The sequence below is a fragment of the Mycobacterium sp. genome, assembly GCF_035499775.1.
Classification (GTDB): domain Bacteria; phylum Actinomycetota; class Actinomycetes; order Mycobacteriales; family Mycobacteriaceae; genus Mycobacterium.
In genome coordinates this window covers 1-13,253 of the sequence record NZ_DATJYB010000238.1, presented here as the reverse complement: position 1 = coordinate 13,253, position 13,253 = coordinate 1, and the positions used below count along the sequence as shown (strand labels likewise).

The 13,253-nt window shown below is 68.3% G+C and carries 8 protein-coding genes; 3 read left to right on the top strand and 5 right to left on the bottom strand.

Going from position 1 to position 13,253, the window contains the following annotated elements; all coding sequences use genetic code 11:
- The first annotated feature begins 101 nt into the window (after positions 1–101).
- From VML93_RS15830 to VML93_RS15820, 3 genes are all read left to right on the top strand, one after another.
- A complete protein-coding gene (locus VML93_RS15830) occupies positions 102–1,475 on the top strand; it encodes a PPE domain-containing protein (RefSeq protein ID WP_325612020.1) in 1,374 nt (457 codons plus the stop codon).
- Complete coding sequence (locus VML93_RS15825; protein WP_325612018.1) at positions 1,472–1,807, top strand: YbaB/EbfC family nucleoid-associated protein; 336 nt, start codon at positions 1,472–1,474, stop codon at positions 1,805–1,807. The genes VML93_RS15830 and VML93_RS15825 overlap by 4 nt, the downstream gene beginning before the upstream one ends.
- A 161-nt stretch (positions 1,808–1,968) precedes the next feature.
- Complete coding sequence (locus tag VML93_RS15820) at positions 1,969–4,239, top strand: secretion protein EspK (protein WP_325612017.1); 2,271 nt, start codon at positions 1,969–1,971, stop codon at positions 4,237–4,239.
- A 28-nt stretch (positions 4,240–4,267) separates the two neighbouring features.
- Here the strand turns inward: VML93_RS15820 and VML93_RS15815 are convergent, their stop codons facing one another.
- From VML93_RS15815 to VML93_RS38600, 5 genes are all read right to left on the bottom strand, one after another.
- The gene (locus VML93_RS15815; RefSeq protein WP_325612015.1) at positions 4,268–5,875 is read right to left on the bottom strand and encodes a hypothetical protein; all 1,608 of its coding nucleotides are present in this window, start codon (positions 5,873–5,875) and stop codon (positions 4,268–4,270) included.
- Positions 5,876–5,907: 32 nt separating this feature from the next.
- Positions 5,908–8,388 carry a serine/threonine-protein kinase gene (locus VML93_RS15810; protein WP_325612013.1) on the bottom strand — a complete coding sequence of 827 codons (2,481 nt, stop codon included), beginning with the start codon at positions 8,386–8,388 and terminating at the stop codon, positions 5,908–5,910.
- Between the two features lie 187 nt (positions 8,389–8,575).
- Positions 8,576–9,304, bottom strand: a complete 729-nt coding sequence (locus VML93_RS15805; protein WP_325612011.1) for a hypothetical protein — start codon at positions 9,302–9,304, stop codon at positions 8,576–8,578.
- A gap of 124 nt (positions 9,305–9,428) precedes the next feature.
- Positions 9,429–10,976, bottom strand: a complete 1,548-nt coding sequence (eccD, locus tag VML93_RS15800) for a type VII secretion integral membrane protein EccD (RefSeq protein WP_325612010.1) — start codon at positions 10,974–10,976, stop codon at positions 9,429–9,431.
- Entirely contained in the window at positions 10,973–13,120 is a 2,148-nt protein-coding gene (locus VML93_RS38600; RefSeq protein ID WP_414686366.1) for a MinD/ParA family ATP-binding protein, read from the bottom strand. The genes eccD and VML93_RS38600 overlap by 4 nt, the downstream gene beginning before the upstream one ends.
- Positions 13,121–13,253: the final 133 nt, after the last annotated feature.

Here is a 13,253-nt window from a genome sequence, read left to right as displayed (position 1 = left end):
ACAGTCCGGCGACGGCGTTATGGCGGGACCTCGAATTTTGGTGCGGGAGGCGGTGATTTCAGCGACGATAATGGCTGTAGCACAAAGGAGGATTCAGCGAGATGACGCAGCCGCAGACGATGACGGTGGAACAGACCGAAATATTGGGCAGGGCCACCGAAGTGGAGCAAGCGCTACCGACGCTCCCGAACATCACCCCGATGAAGCCGTGTGGCTTCAAGGCGGCGGACACTGCGGCCAGGCAACTGGTGTTGTCCTCCAACAACATGCTGAACTACCTGCAGGCGGGCCATCAGGAGTGGACACGTCTGGCCACCTCGATGCGGAACGCGGCCAAAGCCTACGGCGAAGTCGACGAGACCGGCGCGGCGGCGATGACCAGCGGCGGCACCGTATCCGATGCGTCCCAGATGCTCTCGGCCGGTGACACCGGCCCGACGGCGTTGTCCGACACGCAGACGGCGACCGCAGGCGGACCCGATTTCACCGACCTCAAAGCGGCGGCGCGGCAGGTCGCCGAACCCGACCAGTCCACCTCTTTTGCGGCGTTTGCCGATCAGTGGATGGACTACAACCTGACGTTGCAAGGGATCGTCACGCGATTCCGGGGCTTTCAGAACTGGGAAGGCGAGGCGGCCGCCGCTGTGACGGCATCCATGGATCAGCAGAATCAGTGGGTCGGCTTCATGGCGCAATTGAGCGCGTCGATGGCTAAGCAGGCTCGATACGTCGCGGAGCTGCACAAGTGGGCGGTCGCGCAGCATCCGACGTTGGCTCAGGTAGAAGGGCTGGAGAGGGCCTACGCCCAAGCCACCTCTGATGGGGTCAGGCAAGAGCTGATGAAGCAGTACAAGGCCTACCAGGACACGTCGACCCAGGTGTTGTCGGATTACAACACCAAGGCGAGCCTGGATCCGATCAATCCGCCCAAGCCTCCGGCCGCCGTGAAGATCGACACGCCGCCGCCTCAGGGCCTGATCCCCAGCCAGATCATGAGCGCGCTGACCGGCGGCGGCAGCGGCCAGATGCCGCAGATGCCGCAGATGCCGCAGATGGGGTCGGGCGGGTCGGGCGGTGGTTCGCCGGCCGGCGGCGCGGGGGCGACGCTGACCGGGGCCGCGCACCACGAGGCGCCGAAGATGCCCGGCGGCGGCGCCGGCGGGATGAAGCCGATGTCCCTTGGTGGTGGCGGCGCGGGCGGAGGGGGGCCGCTCGCACCTGCAGTCGACGCAGGGGCTGTGGCGCCGGCGGCGACCACTGACGCGGCGGGTGCCGGCCGCGGCGCGGCCGCCGGTTCCGGAGCGGCCGGCGGTGGCATGGGCGGTATGCCGATGGGCGGTGCACACGGCGCGGGCGGATCCAGCAAGAGCAAGACCTCTCAACAAGACGATGAAGCGCTCTACAAAGAAGATCGGGCGTGGACCGAGGCCGTAATCGGTAATCGCCGCAGTCCAACTGGTAAGGAGTCGAAATGATGGAGGAATTGAACCCCGAATCCTTCAAGGTGCTGGCTGTGTTGTCGCAATTTCAAGCGGCTCTGGAAAGTCAGTTCAACCAGATGGGCGAAGGGGTCTTCCGGGCCACGGACGCAGAGCGAACCGTCCATGTAGAGATAAACGGCTACCAATGGCTCACCAGCCTCAAGATCGAGAGTGGCCTGCTGGACCAGGGCTACCAGTTGGTGGAAGCACGGATCAACGAGGCGCTACAGAATGCGCAGCAAGCGGCACAGGCCTACACCAAAGTGTCCGGGGACCAGCTGAACGCGGTGCTGGGCAAGCTTGCCGAGCAGTTGCCCGGGGCGTAGCCGTCCCGACCGCGACTGCTCTGGCGGGTGGTCGGCAACACCGGCTTCCAGCAGGTCCTGACGCCGAAATTGCTGCATCTAGCTGGTCTTAGTGTCGGTTAGGCTGGTTGGAACGATGTGTGGTCGACGCGGCCTGGCAGCTGTTGGAAGAGGAGTAGGCGATGGGCATTGCGAGGCCGACGGGTGAGTATGCCGAGTCGATGCTGAGCCCGGGCGGCTGGCCGGACACCGACGAGAACAGCTACTACGACCGGGCCCAGCAGTACCACCGGATGCTGCTGAAAGTCACCGACGTCCTGGATGCCACCAAGCGGCAGAAAACTCAGGTCTTCGAAGGTGGTGTTTGGTCGGGGACCGCGGCCACTGCCGCCAATGGTGCGCTCGGTAAAAACGTCACCGAAATGATGACGCTGCAGGATTATCTGGCGACGGTGATCACCTGGCACCAGCATGTCGCCGGGCTGGTCGTGCAGGCGAAATCCGATATCGGCAACAATGTGGACGGCGCGCATCGGGACATATCCATCCTGGAGAATGACACCGAGATGGACTCCGACGAAAAAGCCACCGCGATTAACAAATTGATCAACGCCGCGCACGGGGCCAACGTCGGCGTGGTCAACAGCACCGCCGAGTTGGTGCTCGAGTCCAAGAACTGGCAACCCCCGCACAATGCGCTGAAGGACCTGCTGAACCAGAAAGTGCCGCCGGCCGTCGAGATACCGACCCTGGACGGACCGCCGGCGGATCTACCGATCACCCCGGTTACACCCGAGGTACCGACGCCGGTCACGCCGGTCTACCCGATCAACCCGGTCAACCCGGTCAACCCGGTCAACCCGGTCACACCCGTCGTCCCGCGGCCGGTCACGCCGGTGACCCCGGTGAATCCGGTTACGCCGGTGCATCCGGTCACGCCGGTCACCCCGGTCACTCCGATCAAGCCGACGCCGGACACCCCGGTCACCCCGGTCACCCCGGTGAATCCGGTTACGCCGGTCACTCCGATCACGCCAACCCCGATGCCGACCCCCACGCCGACGCCGACGCCGACTCCCACGCCGACGCCGACGCCGACGCCGACTCCCACACCGACGCCGGGGCCCGCGCCGCAGCCGGTGAACCCGTCCGTGCCGCCGTCGCCCGACAGCCGTCCGGCCACGCCGGTGGACCCGCAGGTCCCGGCGGCAGCCGACCCGGGGGCCCACGTGCGGCCGGCGGCGTTGATGGAAGACACCATCGGGCATGCCGCTCAGCCGGCGACCGCCTCGCCAGGGACATCGGCCGGCGACGACACGTCAGCGGCGGTGGCCCCCGCCGCCGCCACCGGCGGTGCGGCGGCCGGGCGCGCGGGCGTTGGCGGGTTGGGCGGTGTCGGCGCGGGTCCCGGTCCTGGTGCGGGCGCGGGTCCCGGTTCGCTCGGGAATTCGGGCTCGGTGTCGCCGGCCTCGGCGCGTTCCGGGACCGGGCGCGCCCCGCTGGGTTCGGCGGGCAAGGCAACCGGGACGTCGTCGTCCTCTGGCGGCACCCGCGCGGCGGGTGCGATGCGTCCGGCAGCTCCCGCCGGCCACCATAATCCCGGCGACCTGCTGGATCCCGGCGCGATCGCGTCGCTGATCCCGGTCTCCGGCGCGCGGGCCGCGCGCGACGCCGCCGCAGCGGCGTCCAGCGCCCGTGGCAGCGCCAAAGACGACCCACTGAACGTGGCTCGGCGTATCGCGGCGGCATTGAACGCATCCGACACCCCCGGCAATGGCGATTTCGGCTTCTACTGGATCACCGCGGTGACCAAGGACGGCAAGATCGTGCTGGCCAACAGCTATGGGCTGGCCTACATCCCCGAAGGGGTGGAGTTGCCGGACATGGTCTACCTGGCCAGCGCCGACGACGAGATCCCGGCCGCCGACCGGGCCCGCTGCGCCACCTATCCGGTGATGGCCGTGCAGGGCTGGGCGGTCCATCACGAGACCAAGCTGCGTGCCGTGATCGGCACCGAGGAGCAGTTGGCCAACTCCGATCCCGGTGCGGCCAAGATCATCCTCGAGGCCGACGACATACCCGAAAGCGGGCGGATGGCCGGGCTGTCCCGGCTGCGGGTCGTCGACCCCGAGGCGTCGGCCCGGCTCGCGGACACCAAGGACCAGCAGTTGACCGACCTGTTGCCGCCGGCGCCGGCCGCCGAAAACGCGCCGGAAGACAACCGGGTGATGATGTGGTTCGAGGTCATGAAGTTCATGACCACCAACGCCGCCGGCCGGGAGGCCCCGCATCTGCGGGCTTTCCACGGTTATGCCGCGCACGCCCGAGAGCTGGCGTTGCATCGGGCATACTCCGCGGCCGACGCGGAGGCCCAGCGTCCTGCCGTCGCGGATTGGCTGTACTGGGAGTACGTCGCCGGGCTAATGGACAGCGCCCTGGCCGACGCCTCCTGACCTTCCACGGCTGCTCGGCCGGGTGAACTCAGCGCGATTCGACAGAGACCTCGACGTCGCCGGTCCCGGCGATAAGGATCGCCTTGTAGTCGCCCGTTTCGCCGCCGCGTCCACCTGCGTAGCGTTTCTGGCTCTTACCGGACGGCGTGACGAGCGTGGCGACGTTACATCCCATGCTTTTCGCGCGGCAGTACACGGCGAACCGCCGGCCCCCCGGGTTGGGGATGGTGACGACCGCATACCCGCCGTCGACGTAGGGTCCGATCGCAGGGATGTTGACCGTGCCGGTGCTGCCGATGCCTATCGTGTCAGCGACCTTCGCGACTTTGGTCAGCTCGGTCGGGTCTTGCCGGGTCAGCGCCTTGATCACCGGCATCTCGGCAGCACCGATCCAGCTCAGCGCGTCGGCAGCCCAGCTGAACACCGTGCGCGTGGCGCTGGCCTTCCAGCCGCCGTCGGAGCGGACCGCGACCAGATAGTCGAGGCGCTCGACGAGTGGGGTGTACGGGCCGATGGTCGACTTGTCGCCCAGGCAGATTCGCTGCACGTGTCCAGGGTTTTCGACCTTCAGGCACTGGCCGTCCCAGTCGACCCGATGGGTTTCGCTGGACTCCGTGATGGTCAGGTGCAGGCTCTCCGGCCGGACCCGGGCGGTGTTTCCGTCGACGGACAGCACCCGGAACTGGCTGCCGCCGAGGTCCATCGAGAAGTTGCTGCTGCTCATTTTGTCCAGCCTCGAGTTGACCAGGTTGCGGTAGGTCAGCAGCAGACGGCCCTCGACGCCTCCGGTAGCCCGGGCGAATTCGGTGATGTCGCGATTGTTGAGTGACTTTGCCAGCGCGGACAGATAGCCTTGGGCCGCCTCGACCGGTGAGCCGAAGCCGGGTGCGGCAGCAGCCGCTGAAGTCGGGTAGCCCCGTTCCTCGGTGGCGTACTGGAACAAGGTGAACAGCGGGCTGACATACCAGCTGCCGTCCCGTTGGACCGTCATCACAAAGGGCGACTGCTGACGGTCATTGATACGGAATGTGCGCGTGCTGCCGTCGGTCGTGATGTCGGCGCCACGGACCGTGATCGTCGTGCTCTTCGCTTGCGCACCCCGCTTGTCGAGATAGGTCTTCATCGGACCGGAAACCTTCGCGGGATCGAATGACGCTGTGATGTCGGCGTTTTCGATGCTGACCTTGGTCAGTCCAGTCTGCTCGTTCTGGGTTTTGAGCTTGAGGTTCTTGACGCTCACCTGTACGCCGGCCTCGCTTGCCTTGCCGCCGCTCAGGCCGCCGCCCGCACCCAGGTCCGACGAGATGCGCTTGGCCTGTTTCGCGACCTCGCCGAGCCCGGCGACCTCGTCGGGCGGCACGAACAAGCCCAGCCGCGTAAGGTCACCGTGCTCGATGGCCGCGATCGTCTGGTTGACCGCCTCCTCCGGTGAGGCCGCCCCGCCGAAAACACTCGACAGCACGGTCCGGTGCAGCACCACCGCGCCGGTAAGCAGCAGACAGACGGCGACGGCGGCTCCCACCCAGCGCAGGATCGCCGTCTGCCCCGGCCCCCGGCCGGGGTGTTGCGGCGCGGGGACTGCGGGGGCCGCGGCGTACTGCGGTGCGTACTGAGTCGGCGGGGCTTGCCAACTCATGTGTGGTCCTTCGGGATTCATCGGATCGGGCCTCACCGTTGACGGGCGCGCAGCGCGGCGTGGACTTCGGGGTCGGGGGACTGAGCCAGCCACGCGAGCAGGTCGTGCGGGGCGGCGGGATTGCCTGCGATGCGCGGCCACAGCGCGATGTGTTGCTGCGCCAGGTTGTGCAGGACGTGGGGCGGCGTGCCGGGATCAGCGGCCAGGGCGGCGGGATCCGGCGCCAGGGGCGGACCGGACGGCGGTATCGGGGCGGCGGTCGGGAAGAACGTCCGGATCGGCTTCGGCAGTGTGACAAACCCCGCGGCCGCCGCCGGCAATGCAAGCGCCGCAATCACTTCCGGGCCTGTCACCACTTCCCAGGGGTTCGGGCTGAGCCCCATCACCAGGATCGCCACAATCCCGGTGACAGCCTGAACCGTCGACGCGACCAGGACGGGGACGCGGCAGCGTAAAGCGTTGAGAATCACCTGTCCTCGCGCCCAGTCCGCCGCGATGGCACCCACCCCGGCGCAGATCACGGCGGTGAACACCGCGACGGTCAGCGCGCCGGTCAGCGTCACGGCGGCGATCACCTGCGCCAGTAGCAAGATGTCCGCGACGACGGCCAGACCGAGGACTCCGCGCGCCGCCGAGAGCCACGTCTGCGCCTCCGACCACTCGCCGGGCTGACGCAGCGACGGCGACGAGGCCACCAGCGCGGCGACCATTGTGAGGGTGAACCCGCCGAACGGCAGATGCAGCGACTCGGCGGTACCGAGGGTGAATTGGCCGACGGCCGCAAAGATGGCCCAGACCAGCGCGCCGGCACCGGCGGCGGCGAGCACGAGGCGCCCCGCCGCGTCGCCGCGGGCGGCCTGCCGGGCGACCTTCCACACCGCGATCACCCAGATCCCCAAGATCACCGCCTCGGTGATCGGAAGTGCGATCAGGGCGCGCAATTCGAGCACCGCGGGCAGTGACCGGTAGGTACCGAACATCACGCTGAGCAATGCGAGCGCCGCACACGCCGGCAGTGCCACGCAGGTGACGGTCAGAACGTTTCCCCACAGCCGGGTATTGCCTGGCGAGCCACCGTCGATCAGGTCCGACCGGCGTGGCAGGGCCGCCAGCACTGAAGCGGCTGCAGCGATCCACGCACCGGCGGCGGGCGCGTACTGGGTCAGTCCGCCGTTGATCGCACCGAGTATCGCGTCGATGACGAAATATGTTGCAGCGCATAGCCCTAACGGCACAGCGGTGACCAGCTTGGCAACCCGGAGCTTTTTCGGCGTCCACCCGGACCCGAACATGCCCGTTCGGCTCAGGTAAGGCAGGGCCACCGCGCAGAGACCGAGCAGGCAGCCGACGATGACTTCGGGTCGGCTGTAGCCCATCTGGGTCGCCGTCCAGGGCAGCAGCAGTATCGCCAGCAAGGCGACGACGGCGGCCGCGTCGAGCGTGAAGTCACCGCGCGGCACGCCCGCGAACGGACTCGAGCGGGGTGCTCGTTGCGGCGGGGGCTGGAATTGCGGGGGATACGGCGCTCCCGGGCCGGGCGGCCCCGGAACGTACGGCGGCGGCTGGCCGTAGGGCTGCGGCGGGACGGCCGGATAGTGCGGCTGCGCACCGTAGGCGGGCCAGGGGGTGACGGGTGTGGTTGGCGCCGGCTGGGCAGCCACGGTGGGTGCGGGCTGCGGGATGGGGGCCGGAGCCGGCGCGCTGGCCAGCGCCGTGCGCGCGGCGGTCGCCAGCTCACGGGCGCTCTGGTAGCGCTCCTCCGGCTTCTTGGCCATGCCAGCCGCGATGACCGCGTCAAACCCGGGCGGAACAGCGGGGTTGAGGTCGGTGGGTTTGGGAGGGGGAAGCGTCAGGTGCCCGGCGATCTGGCGTTCGACGGTGTCCCCGGGATACGGCTGGGCGCCGGTCAGGCATTCGTAGAGCACGCACGCCAGCGCGTACACATCGCTGCGGGCGTCGGCGGTACCTGCGGTAAACCGCTCCGGCGCCATGTAGGCCATGGTGCCCACCACCGCGCCCGTGCGCGTCAGCTTGGTGGCTCCGGCGTCGTGGGCGATACCGAAGTCGATCAGATACACGAAGTCGTCGTCGGTCACCAGTGCGTTCGACGGTTTGACGTCACGGTGCACCAACCCGTGCTGGTGCGCCACGTTCAGCGCCGCAGCGAGTTGCTCGATCACGTGTACGGCTCGTTGCGGACTCATCGGTCCGTGCCGCCTGAGCAGGCTGTGTAGATCGGTGCCCGCGACGATCGGCATCACCAGATATAGCTGGCCGTCGATTTCCCCTGTGTCGTAAACCGGGATGATGTGGGGTTCGCTGAGCCGGGCGGCGGCTTGGGCCTCACGCCGGAACCGCTCCTCGTACCCCGGTTCTGCCGCGATCGCCGGCGGCAGCACCTTGATCGCGATGTCGCGGCCGATCACCGTGTCGTTGGCCCGGTACACCTTGCTCATGCCGCCCTCGCCGATCAGCGACAGCAACCGATAACGCCCGAACGCGACTTCATCCACCGGCTGACCCCTCTCGCCCCACTCCGCTGGGCCATGCTACCGATGCAGCCGCGTCCGCACTCGCCGTTCGCGAACCAGGGCGCCGGCTCTTCTTATCGGGCGCCCCGATGGCGCCTCGACTCGCCGAGCATGGGTGATATGGACGAAAAGTGCTGGAAATGCGTGTATTTCCCCCACGTTCGACGCGCTAGACGGTGGTTCCCGTGCGGCGCGCGCCGACGGCGGTGCCGCTGTGGGTGGGAGCGCTGCCCTTGCCGTGTGAGCCGGGTGCGGCGCCGTCGTCGCTGTCCTGGTCGTCGTCGGACCCGTCCGGGTCCGGCTTCGTGTCACTGGCCAACTCGGCGGGCGCCGCCGCGGCGCCGGCGCCGGCGCCGCCTTGCCCCGCGACCGAACCGAGGGTCGACATCAGCGGAGATGCCAGCTGCGCCGCCTGAGCGGCCTGCGGGGCCAGCTTGACCAGCTGCGGCACTGTCGCTTCCACCCGGGGCTGCAGCTTGGTGGCCTCCGCGGAGAGCTGTGACGCCGTCTCTTGGAGCGGCGGCGGCAACTTGTCCGTCGCTGAGCTGGCCAGTTGGGACATCTGACCGCTCACCGTTCCCAGCGCCTTGCCGGACATCAGGTCATCAGCGCTGAATTTGAACTTGCCGAGAGCTTCGCCCATCGACTGATCGGCCATCTGGTAGGTATCGCCGGCCTCGCCCATACTGGTCGCGGTCCTGGTGAGGGCGGCTTTTACGCCAGGCAGACCCTCGCTTACCAGCGACTCGATGTTGGGCATGGTCGCATTGATGGCGGCCGACAGGGCGTCCGATCCGGGCACTGTCATCGGCGGCGGGGACTGCGGAAAGACGAGGCCCAGCAGCTGGGCCCCGGCTTCTTTCAGCCGGGCTGGATCAACGGACAGTGGGTCAACCATTGTCGGATCCCCTCTCTACGTTGCCCATTCAGCAAATTTTACCGGACCCGCAGGAGCGGAAGTGCAGTAATTTCCAAGGCCCGCGCTAGCCCCTGAGCTGCGGTAATGGGCTAGGCGGGGCGGTTCAGAACCGGATATTTCGGACGATGTCGTAGACGCTGGTGATCCACAGCAGCATGGGAATGATCGAAGCGACCGCCGCGCCGTCGACCAGCTCCAGAGTCCGCCTCAGGACGGGCGAAGTGCGACGAGTCCGCCTCGACGCCGCCGTCACGGTCAGCAGCACCACGATGCCGGTGACCACGTAGCCGGCCAACAGCATCCAGGCGATGTGCGGATACCAGTGGCACAGCCGGATGATGACTCCCGTTGGAATGACGACGGCCGCGGCCAGCAACGCCCAGGCGCACCAACGCTCGGCGTAGAGCCGTGACCGGAACCCGCACGTGATGGTGATCAGACCCGCTATCGCCAGGCTGTGTATGAAAAAGTGTCCGCGCACCACGACCGCGATCGCCCCGGCAGCCAGGATCAGGGTGCCGGACGTCACGTACCCGATCAGCAATTGCTTGGCCAGGTTGCTGCGCTCGGTCAGCCGCACGGCGGAGGCGGGCACCGAAGCGATGATGGCCTGCCAGGTCGGCGTTTCGTCTTCGCTGGCCGCGTCGGTCTCGACGGGATCCAGCAGTTCCTCGTGGGCCACTGTCTCGCCGGGAACCGGAATCGGCGGCAGGGCGATCCGCGCGACCGCGACGGTCAGTTTGGCCGCATTCGTCACGATGAACAGCCCGAACGCGATGGCTCCGGCAGGGACCCAGCGCCCGTAGCCATAGCCGTAGGCAAGGGCGGCCGCGACGATGGCGATCGCGGTGATCACGGTGAACGAGGCGTACTCCGAACGCCTGACCCGGCCACCCCGGGTGAGCAGCGTCAAGAACAGAATGGCCGCCGCGGCGCCGGCGAGCTGCGGCGCTCCCGGCGACTTGACCCCGTGCGGGAACGGGATTGCCAGCGCTGCGGCGGTGGCGAACAGCGGGTACGCCGTGAGCAACAGGCTGTCGGAAAGCCGCGCATTCTCGTAGAACCTGTTCGCGACAAAGCAGCCCACCACCGCGAGGATTCCGGCGATCGCCATCCCTACCGGCCAGAACACGCTGCGCCCGGTCTCCCACCAGGCCCGTGCCGAGGCACCCGTGATCACCACCGTGAGGACCGGGATCGCTACCGCGATAAAGCGGGTCAGCGCCCCCCGGTCGAACTCGGGCGATTCGTCGAGCACCGCGATCGCGTCGATGACGTCCTCGACCAGCGGCCGATACCGCTCGGTGCGGCTTGCCGACACCAGGGTCAGCAACGATCCGTCCACCACTCCGGCGTCGTCCATCGACTGGTCGAGCTTCAGCGGCGGGCAGCCGGGCCGGGCGAACGTCCACACCCCCTGGGCGGAGAAGTCGAAGCCGGCCAGCACATCGGCCGGGGTATCTTCCAGTATTTCGGCGAGCGCCGCGACGGTCTCGTCGATGTAGCTTTCCATCGGCGCGGCCGATGGCAGCACCAAGTCGGTCATCCGTTTGCCGGTCAGTACGGTCACCCGGGTGGCCGCGGGCCTGGCGGGGGGAGTCCCGGATGCCCCGGGAGCGGTCTTACCGGCAGCAACTGCAGGGGCGCTCAACGACGTCCAGCCCTCTCGAAATCGTCGGATAGCACTGCGGCCAGCTCGAGCACCCTACGACGGAAAACTGGATCGAGCCGGTCGAGTTCTATCTCGTTTCCGGACGCGATGTGCTTGTCCCAGGGCAAGACCACAACGCGGCCGGGTCTAACTTGCTGTTCGAATCGCTTGGCCAGGTCTTTGGCCGCGATATTGGGGTCTTTCGGTGTGACGTGGTTGAGCACGATACAGGCGCGGCTCATCAGGTCCGTGTGCCCGTTGTTGCGCAACCAGTCCAGTGCGGTCGCGGCCTGGCGGGCGCTGTCGATCGACACACTGGTCACGATCACCACGCCGGCCGCGGTGGCAAGCACTCCGCGGGTCGCCGGGTCGAGCATGCCCGCTCCGCAGTCGGCCAGCACGACGTTGTAGAACTTCGACACGGAATCGGCCGTGTAGTGCCAGGCATCTGTGCCGAACGCCCGGGGCCTGCCGCTGTAGTCCTCGGCGGTGAGTACTTCGAGGTTGACCGCGTTGACCGTGGTGTTGGCCCGGACCTTGTTGTAATTCGACAGCTCATTGTCCGACAGCAGATCCGCGATGTTTCCGGCCGACGTCCGTCCCGTGCGCTCGGCGAGGTTTCCACAGCCCGGATCCGCGTCGAGCACCAGGATCCGGTCGCCCCGCACTCGCGCCAACAACGAGCCCAACGCGACGGTCGCGGTCGTCTTACCGGCTCCGCCTTTGAGGCCCAAGATCGCGATCTCGTACGGACCGTGGGGGTTTCGGCGAATCCGGGTCTGCAGTTCCAGCTCGTATTTCTCGCCACGGGACAAGCCTGGGTTGATCCGCGTCAAGGTGTGAACCCAGCGCCGCCAGCCGCGGTGCGGCACCGTTTTCGGCGCCTTGGCCTTCAACCGTCTCGGCCCGGGCGTCATCGGCTCGGGCCTCTTGGGCTCGGCCTTGGCGGGCTCGGCCTTGGCGGGCTCGGGACGCGCGGGTTCCGCCCGCCGCAACATGCCGCCGTCCGGCGCTACGCGTTTCACGGCGGCACGACTGGCGGCCGGCGGGCGTGCCGCCGGAGCGGGCTCGGGGGCGACGCGGCGCCGGGCGCGCCGACCTGTTGCGGGGTCGGCGGGCGGCTGCGCCGGCGTGGGCTTGGTGGGAGGAGCGAGCTGCGGTTCCCTTTGTTCCGCGCTTCCTGCCGGTTCCGCGCCTCTTGCCCGTTCAACGCCTCTTGCCGGTTCAACACTCGGGGGTGGCCCCGGTGCGTCTCTGCGGGTGCGGAACGCGACGGGGCGACTGGCCGCAGGGGTCGCAGCGGTCGCAGGGGTCGCGTCGTCGGGTGGGTCCGGGCGGTAGCGGTGCGGCCGGGTGCGACGGGGTGGCTCGGGCGGAGTCCCCGCCTGGGGTGGTCGCGGCGACGGTTGTTGGGGCCCGTCAACCGGCATCGGGGGTCGTCTCGGACGGGTGGACGGAGGTTGTTGGGGTCCGCCCGCCGGCATCGGGGCCCGTGGGGGCGCTGGGGGAGGGGGCCGGCGGGGCGGCGCCGGTTCGGATGCGGGTTTCGCAACCGACCACAGGGACTCGGCTGGGGCTGAACGGGATTCGGGTTCGGCCGGTGGCGGCTCCGATGGCGGCGGCGGTAGCTCGGGTTCAGCCGGAGTTGGTTCGGGTGGGGCGGGCGGCGGTCCGCCGATCGGCATCGGGGGGCGCTGGGGTCTGGTGGCTGAGGGTCCGCTGGACGGCATCGCCGCCGCGGGAGGTTCGGGTTCGGCTAGCTGAGGTTCGGGTTCAGCCAAGTGAGCTTCCGGGGGTGCCGGGGGAGCTTCGGGTGGTGCCGGCGGCGGCCCCCCGATCGGCATCGGGGGCCGGGTCGGTCCGGCGGGCGCGGGTTCGCCGGACGGCATCGCGGACGCCGGCGCTTCGGGCTCGGCCGAGAAGCCCCCGGTGACCAGCGAGGGAGGTTCGGGCGGGGGTGCGGACGGGGCCTGCTTGAACTGCTGCATCCATTCGGCCGGCTCCGCGGGCGGCTGGCCGTTGGCCTTCGGCGCGGCGGTCGCCGGATAGGAAGCGTTGACATCGAAGAACGTCTCGGATTCCATCGGGTCCGCAGCGTCCGTGCCCTCAGCCGACTGGAACAGCTCGTCGTAGTCGGCCGGCATCAGAACCTCTCAGAAATTCGTCCACAACAAAAAACACGAGAGGGGGCGAGTCCCCTTGCTTAGGTTAACTCGCCCGATCTCGTGTTTTGGGATGTTACGCGAACGAAGGAATGACCTACGCGAACCGGTTTGC